Annotated in this window: 11 protein-coding genes; 7 read left to right on the forward strand and 4 right to left on the reverse strand. The window is 32.3% G+C overall.

The window, feature by feature from the left end:
- The first annotated feature begins 4 nt into the window (after positions 1 to 4).
- The 5 genes from E0E45_RS16195 (at position 5) to E0E45_RS16215 (ending at position 11,430) form a co-directional block, all read left to right on the forward strand.
- The gene (locus tag E0E45_RS16195) at positions 5 to 10,144 is read left to right on the forward strand and encodes an autotransporter-associated N-terminal domain-containing protein (RefSeq protein ID WP_130892089.1); all 10,140 of its coding nucleotides are present in this window, start codon (positions 5 to 7) and stop codon (positions 10,142 to 10,144) included.
- Between the two features lie 69 nt (positions 10,145 to 10,213).
- On the forward strand, positions 10,214 to 10,426 hold the full coding sequence (locus E0E45_RS16200; RefSeq protein WP_130892090.1) for a hypothetical protein: 213 nt from the start codon (positions 10,214 to 10,216) through the stop codon (positions 10,424 to 10,426).
- 24 nt (positions 10,427 to 10,450) lie between these two features.
- Complete coding sequence (locus E0E45_RS16205) at positions 10,451 to 10,876, forward strand: hypothetical protein (RefSeq protein ID WP_172604209.1); 426 nt, start codon at positions 10,451 to 10,453, stop codon at positions 10,874 to 10,876.
- Positions 10,873 to 11,235: an adhesion protein FadA gene (locus E0E45_RS16210; protein WP_130892092.1), complete on the forward strand. Its 363-nt coding sequence runs from the start codon at positions 10,873 to 10,875 to the stop codon at positions 11,233 to 11,235. Before E0E45_RS16205 ends, E0E45_RS16210 begins: the two co-directional genes overlap by 4 nt.
- A 12-nt stretch (positions 11,236 to 11,247) precedes the next feature.
- Entirely contained in the window at positions 11,248 to 11,430 is a 183-nt protein-coding gene (locus E0E45_RS16215; protein ID WP_130892093.1) for a hypothetical protein, read from the forward strand.
- A 59-nt stretch (positions 11,431 to 11,489) separates the two neighbouring features.
- On the opposite strand, the gene E0E45_RS16220 is transcribed toward E0E45_RS16215, so the two are convergent.
- The 4 genes from E0E45_RS16220 to E0E45_RS16235 are packed head-to-tail and all read right to left on the reverse strand — an operon-like array spanning position 11,490 to position 14,640.
- Positions 11,490 to 12,125 carry a hypothetical protein gene (locus E0E45_RS16220; RefSeq protein WP_130892094.1) on the reverse strand — a complete coding sequence of 212 codons (636 nt, stop codon included), beginning with the start codon at positions 12,123 to 12,125 and terminating at the stop codon, positions 11,490 to 11,492.
- Entirely contained in the window at positions 12,118 to 12,654 is a 537-nt protein-coding gene (locus E0E45_RS16225) for an IbrB-like domain-containing protein (RefSeq protein WP_130892095.1), read from the reverse strand. Before E0E45_RS16225 ends, E0E45_RS16220 begins: the two co-directional genes overlap by 8 nt.
- A complete protein-coding gene (locus E0E45_RS16230; RefSeq protein WP_232044137.1) occupies positions 12,651 to 13,790 on the reverse strand; it encodes a phosphoadenosine phosphosulfate reductase family protein in 1,140 nt (379 codons plus the stop codon). Before E0E45_RS16230 ends, E0E45_RS16225 begins: the two co-directional genes overlap by 4 nt.
- Complete coding sequence (locus E0E45_RS16235; RefSeq protein ID WP_130892096.1) at positions 13,753 to 14,640, reverse strand: hypothetical protein; 888 nt, start codon at positions 14,638 to 14,640, stop codon at positions 13,753 to 13,755. Before E0E45_RS16235 ends, E0E45_RS16230 begins: the two co-directional genes overlap by 38 nt.
- 556 nt (positions 14,641 to 15,196) lie before the next feature.
- On the opposite strand from E0E45_RS16235, the gene udp reads away from it, so the two are divergent.
- On the forward strand, positions 15,197 to 15,970 hold the full coding sequence (udp, locus tag E0E45_RS16240) for a uridine phosphorylase (RefSeq protein WP_130892097.1): 774 nt from the start codon (positions 15,197 to 15,199) through the stop codon (positions 15,968 to 15,970).
- 12 nt (positions 15,971 to 15,982) lie between these two features.
- Complete coding sequence (gene cdd, locus E0E45_RS16245; protein WP_130892098.1) at positions 15,983 to 16,381, forward strand: cytidine deaminase; 399 nt, start codon at positions 15,983 to 15,985, stop codon at positions 16,379 to 16,381.
- Positions 16,382 to 16,390 lie beyond the last annotated feature (9 nt).

Below are 16,390 nucleotides of genomic sequence, written 5' to 3' on the forward strand. Positions count from 1 at the left end.
TTTTATGAGAAAAAATGACATTGAAAAATCTTTAAAGAGATTTTTGAAAAGAAAGGTCAGTTATTCTCTTTCGCTTTTGATAGCCTTCATGATAACAGGAGGAATATCTTTAGGTGCAGGAATAACAGCAGAGGAAATACAGGAAACTAAAAGCGATCTTTTAACTAGGATACAAACAGAACGAGAAGAAATAAAAAGAAAAATAGCAGAAAATGAAAGATTAATAAAAGAATATAATTCAGATTTTGTGGAACTTGTAAGAAAAGGAGACTTTTATTCAAAACCTTTATTCAACAGTACACAGGTCTTTTTTACTTATCAGTATTTAGATAATGGAAAAGTGAAAGACAGAACAGATAAAGAATTTAAAGAAACAATAGACGCAATAAATAAACATTATGGAACAAAGAGTGGAAGAAGTCTGTTTAGAGCAACTGGAAATGTTGGAAAAGATAAAATAATGTCTGGAAATGGAGTAGCTGTAGATAATGAAGTATTCAGAGAAACAATTGAAGTTGGAGCTAATATAAAACCAATTGAACCTGAACTTCCAATGATTAATCCAAGTGTATCAGTAAGTGTATCAGCACCAACTGTAAATCTTGGAGCATTGCCAGGAACAGTAAGTCCAACAATGCCAACAATGCCAACAGTAACAGCACCAGTGGTTGCAGTGCCAACAGCACCAAGTGGAGTAAATGTATCAGTTACAACACCAGGAGCTGTAGATAAAATAACAGTAACAGCACCAACAATAACAACACCAACAACACCAAGTGATAAAAATATAAATGTTACAGCACCAGCAACACCAACAGGATTTGAGCCAACTACTGTAACAGCACCAACAGCACCAAGTATCCCAGTTATTGTACCACCAACTATTCCATCGTTTGCTTCAAATGTTGTTTCAAATGGAAATGGAACAGCTAATCATATTGATACTAGAACTTTAAGTAATGGTGTTATAGAAATGGTTGCAATTAAAGGTGGAAATTTTAATTTAGTCAGAAATACTGCTAATACATGGACATATGAATATACTGGATATAGTGGAGCTAATGTCTGGGCTATAGGAGATGCTAAAAGTGATCTTCATGCAGACGTTGGATCAGGATTGACATGGAGCGGTTTAGCTAGAACTTCTACAGCTTCTGGTGGATCTCAACTAGGGTTTCAAAAATTGGTTGGGTCAGGAGCTCAATCAACAATGTTAAGCAATGCAACATTTCTTTATACTAGAGGAATGGAAAATGCAACTTCTAACCTAGGAGAATTTGTACATATGGATATTCATGGAGCTGCTGCACCAGCAGGTCAAAGAACAGGATTAGATACTGGAACTAATGGATTGAGTAATAAAACTGCCATTTTAGCGGCTTATGATGATGCTGGAAATAATATTAACTGGACTTATGGAACAACAAAAAATACAACAGCAGCTTCAGATAGATATACATGGATAAATAGTGGAAAAATAGTTATTGAAGGAGGAAACACTTCTCTTACTAACCATTATGACCATAGTTCAGCAGGAAGAAAAGCTATAGCTATGAATACAGGGGAGGTAATCTTTCAACCATATTTTAATGGAACTAATTATTTTCAAAAATATACTTCTGTATTCGTAATGTCTCTTGATGGAACTGGAGTACATCATATAATGTACAATGGACCAACAGGAAGCATAAAAACATATACTCAAACAGCTTCTATTTTCCTATCTGGATCTAGTGGTGCAGGAAGACCATTGAGTATTGTAAATAGAGGAACGTTAGAAATGTATGGAGAAAATTCAGCTGGAATTTTCCTAAAAACAGGTTCTGATAATGATTTATATTTTACTACTGATAACTTTGCTTTCAATAGTTCAACTAATACTGTAACTGCTGGAAGTTATAAGCCATTGAAGTTATTTGGAGATAAAAGTATAGGTCTATATGGGGCTGCTACAGATGGTTCTACAATTGGAAATTTTGCAGTAGATATTGGAGAAACTGGCAAAGGAAATCAGAATTTTACAACTTCTACAGCTTCTGGAACTACTAATGGAACAAACTTAACAGATTATAATATCAATCCAAGTGGTGGAACAAATAAAAATATAGAAGGATCTTTTGGAATAATTGCCAATGCACCTATGAAGCTTACAAGCCACCAGATAAGAATATATGATAAAACTGAAAATAATGTTGGAGTATATCCTAATGCTGATGTTGCACTTAATCTTGGAGGAGGAGAAATTTCTTTAAATGGTGGAAATACAAATATTGGTATTTTAATTAATGGTAAGGGAAGTGTAACTTCTACAGGTAATGTTTCAGTAACAGGTGGAGTAAAAAATATGGCTGTTTATGTTAAAGGAGGGACTTCTGGTCCTGCAGAAACAGTTTCAGTAAATAAAGTAACAGCTACAAATACAGAAGATTCAGTAGTTGTTTATGGAGAAAGTGGAGCAAAGATTACAGCAAAGGAATTAAATGTTGTTTCAAAAGTAGGGGCAAATCCAACAACTGGAAATGGAAAAGATACAGGAGCTGCTTTTGCTTCAGGAGCTAATACTGTTATTACAATTGATAGAGCAGCAACTCCTGGAAGTGCTAATATATCTATAACAGGATCAAAATTAGATGATGCAGACAGATATGTTGGATTTGGAGTTATGGCAACAAATGGTGGAGTTGTTAATGCTAAAAACAACTATATAAAGGTAGTTAATGGATCAACAGCAGCAGCATCTATAGGGGCAAACTCTAATATAGATTTATCAGGAGGAACAGTAGAATTTGATGGTTCAGGATATGCTGTTTATTCAGATGGAGTAGGAAAAATAAATTTAAGTAATTCTAAAATGATTCTTAAAGGAAAAGCAACAGCTTTTGATGTAGATATGCTGGCAGGAATACCACCTGTAACATTAGATGCAAATTCAAGAATTCATGTAGAATCAAATGATGTTGTTGTCTTTAACCTAAAAAATGCAACAGGACTAAGTACAAGTGGATTAGAAGCTAGTATAACTACAGCTCTTGGATCAGCTCTTGGAGGAGCAAATCTTTCATCTCTTATAGTTGCAGGTGGAGGTATTGACAAATACAAAATAGCTGCAGTTGATGGTGGAACAATTAGTATTGGAAATTTAGATAAAACTGGAATAGGTGCAGGAGGGGAAACTCAGGCTCAAGAAGATGGAAACTTCTACTATAACAGATTCTTAGGACAAAGACTTGTAGCAACAGCTACAAACAGTACTATTTCTGCCGTTCTTAATAATACTCAGGCTTCTAAATTTAACAACCAAGTAGTTGGATTGGAAATGAACTCAAGTAAATTGGCTACTTCTAATGCAGAAGCAGGAATAAATTTAGTTAACTCAACTATTATAGCTGATAGAGATGACAGCGGATCAGGTGCAATAGGAGCTTTCATAAACTATGGAGTTGTAACTGTAGATGGAACTAGCTCAATAAAGGTTGAAAAAGAAAGTAATGCAGCAAATGCTCAAGCAGTTGGTATTTACGCAGTAAATGGAAGTAAAGTTGATAATGCTGGAGAGATTGAAGTAGGTGGAAATCAATCTATAGGAATTCTAGGGCTGGCATATAGAGAAGATTCTTCTAGTATGCCAATAATTGACGAATTTGGTCCATCAGCACTGGGACAAGGTAAAGTTAATATTATTAATAATAAAAATATAGCTCTTAATGGAATAGGAAGTATAGGTATCTATGCAGATAATAATAAACCAACAGGAGTAAAAGGGGATGTACTTGTGACAAATACAGCCTCTGGAGTGATAACTGTAAGAAACTCAGATAGTATTGGTATCTATGGAGAGAAAGCTACAATTTCTAACCTTGGAAAAGTATCAGTTGGGGATGGAGGAGTAGCTATATATGCTAAAAATGGAACTGAAGTAACAGATCTAGGTACTTTGGATCTTGGAGCTGATGGAGTAGGGGTTATGGCTGATGGGACTTCTGATATAACTGCAACATCTGTAACTCTGACATCAAATAATACTGGAACTCTTGGAAAAACTGGTATCTTCTATAAAGGGGACTCAGGGACAGAAAGTAAAACTATAGGTGTAGCAGTAAATGCTTCAGCTTTTGATAAAGGGACTGCTATATATGTTGAAAATATGAATATCACTTCTTCGGGAACTTTAAATATAGGTAAGGAAGGAGTAGGTATTTTTGTGAAAGGAAATTCAACTCAAACAGGTACAAATACAGGAACTATTGATCTTACATCTGGAAAAACAGGTGCAGTAGGTATGTACACAAAAACTGCCAATATCCTTAATAATACAAGTGGAATCATAAATGTAAATGACACTTCTCAAATAGGTATGTATGCAGAAGGAACAGGAAACAAAGCAACAAATAAAGGAACAATAAATTTAAATGTAGACAGTTCTACAGGTATTTATGTAAAATCAGGGGCTATTACAGATATTGATACTAATGGTATAGTGTTTGCTGGAAAATCAAGTGTAGGAGTTTTTGCAGAAGGTGCTCAAGTAAACTTCAAAGATAATTTGATTCTTGCTAATAATAATGAAAATAAAAATATCTATGTTTATGGTAAAGGTGCTACTGTAGGAATTGATGCAGGTAAAACAATAACTGTAAATGGTGTAGCTACTCCATCAACAGTAGGGAATAAAACAGTTGGAATATATCTTGAAAATGCTGGTACTGCAAGTACATTTAATGGAACTGCAGGACAGCTTGCTGTCACAAATGAAGCAGTAGGTATCTATTCTAAAGGTAATAATACTCTAAATGTAAATGTTACTGCTGCTGGAGAAAAAACTACAGGAGTATTCATAGATGGAGCTTCTACAATAACAGGAACTGTAACTGCTACAGGATCTCCAACTGTTGGAGCAGTAGGAGTATATGGCAGTGGTGGAGTTGTAACTATAGGCGCAGGAGGACTTACTCTTAATACAAACTCTGGAAAAGGAACAGGAATGTACCTTACAGATGGAGCTTCTGCTGCTGGTGGAACAATAACTGTAAATAATACATTAGGTGTTAAAAATATAGGGGTATATTACAGTAAAGGAACTACATCTGGAACTGTAACAAATAATTCTGCTGTTTCTCTTGTTGGAAGCGACAGTATAGGAATATATGCAGCTGATGGAATAACACTTGTAAATAGCGCTAATATAACATCAACAGCTGGACAAAGTGACAGTATAGCTTCATATGTAGGAGGAGGGTCACAATTAACTTCAAATGGAACTATCGAATTATATGATACAGCTGGTGGAATAGGAATATATACAGAAGAAGGAAAAGGAGTAAATTCTGGGACTATAACATTAAATGGAACAGCAGGTTCAATGGTTGGAATGGTATCAGAAGCTCAAACAGGAAAAGTAGCTTCTATAGAAAATACAAATACAATTACTGTAGGAAATAATCTGGGAATGTATGTAGCAGGTGCTGGAATAAGTTCAGGAAAAAATACAGGAAGTATAGTTGCTACAACAGGAACAGGAGTATATGTAGATGGTGGAGGAAACAGCTTTGATGGAACTGGGGGAACTATTACATCAAATGCAGTTGGAATCTATCTAAAAAATACAGATACTAATAAAATAACAGCAGGAACTTTAAATATAGCTTCAGGAGGAGTTGGAGTATTTGGAGAAAATGCAAAAATAGATTTTGCAGTAAATGTTACAGGAACAGGAGCAGTAGGAGTTGCAGCTAAAACTAACTCTGTAATATCTGGAAATATAACAACTGGACAGGATTCAGTTGGAGTATACCTTCTTGATGATACTGTTGCATTTAATGGTGCTAATATAACAACTGGAACAAATAATTTAGGAACATCAGTAGGAATATTGTTTGATGCAGGAATAACTGGTGCATACACTATGAATAATGTAAGTGTAAATGCTAAAAATGGAGTAGGTATATATCTAGGTGGAGCTGGAATGACTCTTAATCACAATGGAAATGTAACTACTGAAAATGGAATTGGAATATATGTTCCTACAGGAACTACTTTAGCTACTGGTACATCAACTATGAATATTAATGGTGGAACTGGAGTATATGTAGATGGAGGAACTGCCAACCTTGGAACAGCTGGAAATCTTAAATTTAATTTCCTAGCTGGTGGAGGAATAGGAGTATTCAACAATGGTGGAACTCTTAATCTTGGAAACAACATAACTGTAACTGGTTCAGGATCACTTGCAGCTACTTCAAATGGAAGCCTTAATTCTACTGGAAACCTAAACATAGGAGAAGGTGCTACTGGAATGCTTGGAACATATGATTCAGCAATGACAGGACCTCAAAGTATATCAAATACAGGTGGAACAATAACAGCTGCATCTGGAGGAATAGGCCTTGCAGCAATAAAAGGAAGTACTAATCCTGGATTCCCAGTAACAATAACTAATACAGGGACAATCACTGCATCTGGAGTATCAACTACAAATACACCATCAATAGGAATTTACACAGATGTAGCAGATATAGCAAATACTGGAAATATTAATGTGGGAAGCAAAGGAATTGGAATATACTCTAACCATAATGGAGTTATGACATCAGTACAAAATAATAATATGACTATGACAGGAACAGATGGAATAGGAGTATATATTAAAGGAGCAACAAATGGACTTGTATCAAATAATATAAATTCAACAGGTTCAAGAAATACAGGGGTAGTTCTTGAAGGAGTAACATCAAATATAAATGCAGGAACTATTAATTTAAATAATGAAAGTGTAGGAGTATTGGCAACATCAGGAACAACTTCTACAATAAATGGAACTATCTCAGTTGGAGCTTCAAGCAGTACTAAGAGTGCAATAGGAATAGTAGCAAATGCAGGTTCTAATGTAACTGTTGCAGGAACAGCAGCTGTTGCAACTGGAAATGGAGGAATAGGAGTATACGCTGAAGGAGCTGGAACAACAGTTACAGTTGCAAATACAGGAAATATTTCAGTAGGAACAGATGGAATATATATGTATTCTAAAGATGCTACTCTGAATTTCACAGGAAATATCACGGCTAATAATCAAATAGGAATAGTAGCAGATGGTGGAACTATCAATGCAATGGGAGCATCAACTATAACTGTTCAAAATGGAGGAATAGGAGCATATGTAAAAAATGCAGCTCCAGCATTTGGAACAACAACAATAGCAGTACAGGCAGGAAATAGTTCTGAATATTCTATGGGAGTTTATTATGATGGAGTGGCAGCACTTGGAGCAGCTCCAATAATTACTCAAACAGGAAGCTATACTATTGGAATGGTGTTGAATAATTCAACAGGAACAACTGCTGGAGGAATTTCTATTGGAGGAACAGGAACAACAAATCAGGTAGGAGTAATGGCAAAAGGAAACTCTAATCTTACAGTGGCAGGACCTGTGACAGTAAGTGGAGGAGATAATAATATTGGTGTATATGGTGAAAGCAGTGCAATTACAGTTAATAGTAATATAGCAGTAGCAACACCAGGAACAGCAGCACCAAGTGGTGATCCAATGAAATACTCTTCAGTGGGAGTATTTATGGATAAAGGGTTATATGCAGGAACAGGAAATGTAACAGTTGGAAATAATAGTATTGGAATCTATGGAAAAGATTTAAATGGAGGCTCAATTACTCAAACTGGAACTACAATGACTGCAGGAGATAATGGAGTTGGTGTATATGGAACTGGTACAGGTACTGGAACAGAAAATATCAATTTGACAATGACTGCAGGAATAACACTTGGAAATAATAATTCTATAGGAGTGTATGCAAAAAATATAAATTCAAATGTTACAGGAGATATATCTACTGGAACAGATACAAGTATAGGGATTGTAAGCGAAGGTAATGGAAATATAACATATACAGGTGATATGGCTATTGGCAACAAGTCAGTGGGTATCTATAAATTTGATGGAACAGGAACTATAACTACATCAGCAGGTAATTGGAATATAGGAAATAATGGATATGGAATATTTCTTAAACAATCAGCAGAACAAAAAGTTACAATCAATAATAATGCTGATATGAGTTTAGGAACAGCATCAGTAGGAATATTCTCTAATGGAAAAAATGAAGTAAATAATACTGGAAATATAATAGTAGGAATGACAGATTTAAATGGAGAAACTCATGAGAATGTTCAAAAACATCTTAACTCAGTAGGTATATATGTTACTGGTGGAACAACAGCAACAAGTTCTGGAACTATCACAGTAAACTATGATCATTCAGTAGGAGTTTATGCAAGTGGAACAGGGACAAATTTCACAAATACTGGAACTATGAATATAGATAATGGTGGTGTTGGTATTATTGTAAGAGATGGAGCAGTAGCTGTAAATGCTGTAGGAGCTAACATTAATCTAGGAGGAACACTGGCAGCATGTGGAGCAACAACAGTAGGAATGTCAGCAGGAATGGGATCTACTATTATTAATAATGGAACTATTACAGTAAATCAGGGAGTAGGAATGCTCGTAGTAACTGGAGCAACATTTAAAAATAATGGAACTATTATAGTAAACAATGGAATAGGAATAGAAGGAATTGGAAGTACAGTAAATGCTGGACACATAATAGTAAATGGTGGGTCAGCTGTTGGATCAGGCGGTTTATCTACTGCTAGTGTAGGAGCTATTGAGATAAAACCAGATGGAACTATTAAAATCAATGGAAACTATACTTCTATTGGAGGAACTCTTTCTACAGCGGGATCTATCATAGTAGATGGAGCTTATGTAGATGTAACAACTGGAACACCACTATTTAATGCACACAGTGTAAGTGGAGAAGTAAATATACTTCCAAACTTTGCTTCAACAGGAAATGGTCGTACATATGAAATAGAAGGTTTTGTAAATACAGCTATGGGAACAATAACAGGAACAAAACTTACTCCTATAACATCACCTATGTTTGTAGGGAAAATAACAGATGATGGAAAACTAGTGTTAGTAGTAAGAGATTATACAGGATTGACTTTAGGTGAACAATTTAATGAACTGTATAAAGGGTTGGATAACTTAATTGATTATACTAATGGAAAAGGAAAAGATGCTCAGATTCTAAAAGAACTAAATGAATATCTAGGTCATTTCCATGGAGATGAATTTGAAAGAGAAGCTTCAAAGAAATTAGCTGAAACAAGAGGAGATATTTATGCAACTATTCAAGGAAGAATGCAGGATATCAACAGAGCTTTTGATAACTCTTTCTACGAACTTGAATCTTCATATAATCTGACTAAAGACAGCAGTAAATACAGTGTTATCTATACTGATGGAAACTATAAAGATGGAACATTAGGAATAGATGACTATGATTACAAGGTAATGGGACTTCTTTATATGAAAGAGAAAGAGGGAACAGAATATGGAAGTAAATATGGATATACATTAGGATTTGCAGGATCAAAGTTTGATTTTGATGATGGCGGATCAAAAGAGGATGTATACTCATTAAGAGTAGGAGCGCATAGAGTTAAAAATCTAAGTGAAGAACATAAAGTATCATGGTTATCAAGAATAGAACTTGGATACAACAGACATATTGCTAAGAGAAAGCTTGAGTTGGATAAAACTTATGAAAATAAGGGAGAGTACAATACTTACTCTGTAGCATTTGATAACAGACTTACTAAAGTTATGTATACAGACCTTTCTAGACAATTAGATGTATATGCTGATTTAGATTTAGAATATGGAAAAATAGATGACTTCAAAGAAAGTGCTGGAAGCAAAGGTGGACTGGAAGTACAAATCAAAGATAATGACTACTTCAGTGCACAAGCAGGAGCAGGAGTTAAAGCATCACAAAGAATCTATGCAGGAAATGATATATCTGTAAAAGTAACAGCAGATGTAAAATATGCATATGAATTTGGAGATAACTATGATGGAAACAAAGCAAGAATTAAAAATGGAGGGGAAGGGTATTACAGCCTAATCACACCAGAAGAGAGAGAAGGAAAATTAACAGGAAAAGTTGGACTTACAATAGAAAAAGCTAACCACATGGGAGTAACATTTGAAGTGGAAGCAGCAGATGAAAATCATAAAAATGATTCATCAATCAAGTATGGAGTAAGATTCAATTACAAATTCTAATTAATTAAAAAATATTAGACTGTTCTTAATTTTAAGAACAGTCTAATAATACTAAAGGAGGCAATATTTATGGGTGAAAGAAAAAAGAGAGGCCGCCCTTTAGGAAGTGGAGTAAAAAATTACTGTACTCTTGGGTGTCGCTTCACTGAAAAAGAATATTTATTGATTCAAAAAAGCTTAAAAAATCTAAAAGAAGAATATGGATCAAATAATAAAATAATCTTAAATCTTTTTAAAAAATATGGAGATAATCTAGAAAAAAGGAAAAAGAACACTACTTAAAAAATACTGTTTTGGAGGAAGATGATGATAAAATTAACAAAAAAAGAACTGGAAGCTTTAGGGGAAAATAAGGATGCGGTGGCTCAGCTTTTAGTAAGAAAAGCTATTCTTGCAGAAATGGAAAAGAAAGAATACACAGAAGAGGAAAAAAAATATCTTGAGGAAATGAAACTTAATATGGAGATTGAATTCTATTTAAATTCAGTAGCTCAAAAAACAGTTCAAATATATGATTACGAACTTTTAGAGGTATATAAAAACAATACTGAGGTATTGAAGGATAAAAATACTGTAGAAGTATATCCACAACTTCAACAGGCATTATTCAATCAGAAATTAGGAGAAGAAAAAGTAAAAGTCATAAATGCACTAGTTGAAAAATATAAAATAAATGATGTGTTAAAAGAATATATAAAACCAGAAGATGAAAAAAATAGGGGGGAAAGATGAAAAAAATATTAGTGGGATGCTTCTTAGCAGTATCAGCAATATCATATTCAGCAACAGATGTAATGTCAACATTTGAGCAGCTTGAACTTAATCTTCAGCAGTTAGAAGCTGAAGAAAGAGCTATGTATAATCAAAGAAAAGCAGAGGCTGAAGAAGCTGAAAAAACTCTGGCAGCTCAAAGAAAAATGTATGCAGAGATTTCAGAAAAAGAGAAGAGAATTTTAAGTGTAAAAGATAATAAATTCTATAAAACTCAATATCAGGAATTAGCAAAAAAATATTCAGAAGCTAAAAAAGAATTGGAAAAGGACATGAAAAGACAGGAAGAGATAATAAGCATATTTGAAGCTATTAGATAAAAGAGTGATGCTATGAAAAAGGAAGATAAAAGAATAGAAAAAATTTATAGACTGTTTGGATGTCGTTTTATTGAAGAAGATTTTAAGTATATAAATAAAAAATTGAAAAAAATAAAAAAAAGGCAGGAAATGTCAAATAGTGTAATACTTTTAGAACTTTTTAAAATATATAGTGAAGAAAATAAAAGAAAATAAAAAATTTAAAGCTGTGAACAGGAAAATTCACAGCTTTTTATAACTCTCAATATTTTAAATCAAGAATATTTTATTTTAGATATATTTTCCAGAAGAACTGATAATCTTTTGTGATTTAATTCTATACCTACAAAATTTTTATTGTTAAGATAGGAATTTAAACCTACAAGTCCTCTTCCCATGCAAATATCTCCAATACAGTTATATTCAATATTTTTACATATAAATTCTATTATTTTTTCTTCATCCATACCATCTAATTTTAGATTAAGCCTTTTTTCACTTCCTTGAACTATATAACAGATATTTTTATTGTTATTATAATATGTACTATTATAAAAGGTTACATATTTAAATAGTTTTTTCATTTCCATTATAAAATCTGCAAGGTATTCCTTCCCTATCTCAACAAAACAAAGTTTTGGTTTTATTTCACTTATTCTTTTAAAAAGAATTTTATAGAATTCTTCATATGTTTCTAATCTTGGTATTAATCTAGCTTTCATATAAAAGGTATTAAGATTTCTTAAATTCCAAGGGGGATCAATAAATAGTATATCTGCTTTTTTCATAAAATCAGGAAGTTCATCAGTAAGATCATGGACCATAATGATATTTTCATCTATATTGTATGGAACAGCAGATTTTATTGGGTAACTTATATAAGAACCACCATATTCCCATTTTTCAATCATCATCAACCTCCTGCATTTCCCAGCTTTTTGAATAAGCTTTATTTTTAAAAATTTCTGCTATACCTGTTATTTGTTTTAATCTGAAGACTTCTTCCTCTTCCATTCCTAGAGTATTGGCTATTTTTTCATCTTCAAGGCCTTTTTCATATAGTTCTCTTACTAATTCTCCCATAAGCTCAACCTGATGAACACCTCTAGCTCTATTAAACTGAACAGTTGCTGCCATTCTTTTCTCTATATTATGTTCTAATACAATTATTGGAATTTCTTTAGCCTTAAAATATTTTTTAAAAATTTCATATCTATGGAAACCATCAATTATTATATATTTATCTCTAGCTTTGTCATAGATAGTAACCACAGCAAAACAGAAGCCATTATCTAATATAGATCTTTCAAGTAATTCCATATTATTTATAGCCACCTTGTTGGGATTGTATTTATTTGGTTCTAATTTGTGTATAGGAACTATAATAGGATTCATAACAGGAAGTGCTACATTTCCTTTTTTTGTTTTTATATATTTCATAGTATTGTTCTCCATTTTTTCAACTTTTCCAATCTTGGATCTTTTTTATTGTCAACTGGCAGATTATTTTCATAATCATTTAGTATGAGCTGCTTACATTGTTGTCTTGCTACGTATTCATTTTCAAGATGTTTTTGAAATCGTTTTTCAAATATCCATTTTTTATTTTCATTGGGATATGTTTTTAATAAAAAATCTCTATACTCCTTCCATGAATTATAATTTTTAGGAAGTTTGGTACATCTCAGCATTTTGCTGTCTTTCCCATAAAGATTTCCAATACTTATTCCAGCTATTCTTTTAAGAAGTTTATCATATGTTTTAGGTTCAAATTCAGGAAGGTCCACTAGAGCTTTAAAACTTTTTTCATGTATTAGAGATGAAACTCTTATTTCTCTTAGTCCAGTTCCTTTTTTATATTGATAATCATAGATTTTAGAGTATTTTAATTTTTCATTGTAAATATACTTCCATACATCATGAAAATTCCAATCATAAATAGGATAAAAAGAAAAATTTTCATACTTTAATTTTGTTCCCCAATAAACAAGAGTTCCATTTATATTTACTGGATTTTTTACTACTGCACCCCAACGATTTGGGCTTTCTGTAGCTCTCAGACCAACTAGGAAAACAGTATCATTTTTCAGCTTTTGAAAGTTTTCTATTACATCATAGAATCCAAATCCTTTGTTTTTATCTCTTATAGTTTCAGTTTTTATATCCCATGGTTTATTTTGTATAGAATATTTTTCTTTTGTTCTCATCCAGAGATGAGATTTGTTTTTTTCCCAGCATTTCAGCTGTCCTTCTGTGATGCTTGTTGCATTGGTAAGATTAAATTCTATTTGAAGCCAATAATTTATAGTATTTTGAGGAAAGAGATTCATCAAATACTTTATCTGTTTTATTGTACTGCTATATACTACCTCTTCATCCAGAAAAAATAATCCTACTTTTCTATTTCTTTTAACTGCTTCTTTCAATACAAGATGAGCAAGGACAGTACTATCCTTTCCTCCTGAAATAGAAACACAGATATTTTTGAAATTATCAAAAAGAAAACTTATTCTCTCTTTTGAAGCTTCAAGAACATTTTTATTGGTATACATCTGCTTTATCATAGATTTCTTCACATCTTTCCTTCCATTCTATATAACTCTTTGCATAAAATTTATCAACAGGTAAACTTGTTGATAGAAATTCAAATTCTTTAATATTTTTCATAGTTTTTAGAAAGTCATTGAAATTTAATCTTCTATAATGAAAGTCAACTACAAGTATTTCTGATTCTTCAGATATTTTATTGATATTAGTATATGAAACAACATTTTTAAATCGAAATCTGTTGTTTCTTGCAACAGCAGTTTTTTCTTTTATATGTTCTTTTTTAAAATCTCCAGTTAATAGATGAAGATTTCTGGGAATTGTATCTGGGTCTTGATTTCCAAGAAGTTTAAATAAAAGATTTTTTTCTCTTTCATATCTTTCTCTCATAAATCTTGTTGTTCTTACATTTTTTATTTTCATGGGAATAGTTCTCTTTATCATTTTGATATCTTCTGCCTTCAAATGACTGAATTCAAATGGTTTTCCTTTATATTTTCCCTTATTTTCAAAATTTAAAAGTATCATAAAATCTTCATAGTTTTCTATTATAGGAAAATATTCAAAGATTATTCTATGAGGACTTTGATTTAAATAATGATGTGCACAATTATATGTTAATTTATTTCTATTACTTGCTCTCATACATTCATCTATTATGATTAAAGAATCTTCAGTTATTTCTTCTAATAACCTATAGAAATACTTATATTTTTCAATATCAGAATATTCAATATATTCAATATTTTTGTTCCCAATATTATATTTAGTATAAAATTTTTTAAAAAAGAAACAATAAATTTTATTAATATTTTTATTATTTAAGTATTTTATAATTTCCTGTTCTTTTTGTTCCTTGGTTAATCCAATCCTAATCATATGTTTTGTACCTCCTAAACATCAGCTGTATCCCTAACTGTATTTTAATTTGATTTTTATTAATAAAACCAAATTGTTTATTTATGTTTTATGTTTCTTTAGAAGCTTATTGAATTGTACAATTAGAATTTTAACATTTTTTAAGGATTTTATATACCTAAAAAATTATATTATACATTGCAATGAATCATTAACTATCTTCAACACGTTTAATTTAGATTAAATATATTTTTTAAAACAATTTAATTATTAAAATATATGTAATTCATTAATTATTGTGTGAAAAAATTTTGAATAAAATTAAAAAAAGTTCAATGTGAAAAAATAATTTTAATATCTGTAACAGAACTGTCACAGATATCTAGTATTATTAAAGCATATAAATCTTTCCCCAAGATGTTTTATATATAGATATGAAAAAACGGCATGACAATCAAGTCATTTGCCGTTTTTTTCATTTTAGAGTAATTTATTCGACAATGTAGTTGGATCTGTGGTATATTAAACATATAGAGAATATAATTTTAAAAATATATCAGATATTGGAGGTATAATCATGAAGTATGCAGAAGAGGGAGTTCAATATCATATAGGAATAAGAAAAGGTGATGTAGGAAGATATGTAATACTTCCTGGAGATCCAAAACGTTGTGAAAAAATAGCAAAATATTTTGAAGATGCAAAACTTGTGGCAGATAATAGGGAATATATTACATACACTGGATATCTTGATGGTGTGAAAGTCAGTGTCACTTCTACAGGAATAGGAGGACCATCAGCAGCTATAGCCTTGGAGGAGCTTGTAAAATCAGGAGCAGATACATTTTTACGTGTGGGAACATGTGGAGGGATGCAGACTGAAATTATGGGAGGAGATATAGTGATTGCTACTGGAGCTATCAGAATGGAAGGAACTAGCAGAGAATATGCTCCAATTGAATTTCCAGCAGTGGCAGATATAGATATAGTAAATGCTCTTATACAGGGAGCAAAGGATTTAGGAGAAAAATATCATACTGGAATAGTTCAATGCAAAGATTCATTTTATGGACAGCACGAACCTGAAACAAAGCCAGTAAGTTATGAATTGATGGATAAATGGGAAGCATGGATACGTCTAGGATGTAAAGCTTCAGAAATGGAATCAGCAGCACTTTTTGTAGTGGGAGATTATTTAAGAGTTCGTGTAGGATCAGCATTCTTAGTAGTAGCTAATCAAGAAAGAGAAAAAGCAGGACTTGAAAATCCAGTTGTCCATGATACAGATGCAGCCATAAGAGTAGCCATTGAAGCTATACGTAACCTTATAAAAACAGATATGCCAGAATAAAGGAGGCAGGATATGGAAAAATACAGAGATATACTGGAAAGAGCTTTTTCAGCTATGGACAATGCCTATGCACCATATTCTAATTATCATGTAGGGGCCTGTGTAAAAACAAAAGATGGAAAATATTTTATAGGTGCCAATGTGGAGAATGCTTCTTATGGACTGACTAACTGCGCAGAGAGAAATGCTATCTTTCAAGTATACTCACAGGGATATAGAAAAGAGGATGTGGAAGCTATTGCCATTGTGAGCAGTGGAAAGACTCTTGCAACACCATGTGGAGCTTGCAGACAGGTACTGATAGAACTTTTAAATAGAGATACTCCTATTGTATTATCTAATAGAGAAAAAGAAATGGTAACAAATATAGAGGAACTTTTACCAATGTCATTTACAAGTGATGACCTATAAGGAGGGAAA

The sequence above is a fragment of the Fusobacterium ulcerans ATCC 49185 genome, assembly GCF_900683735.1.
Lineage (GTDB): Bacteria > Fusobacteriota > Fusobacteriia > Fusobacteriales > Fusobacteriaceae > Fusobacterium_A > Fusobacterium_A ulcerans_A.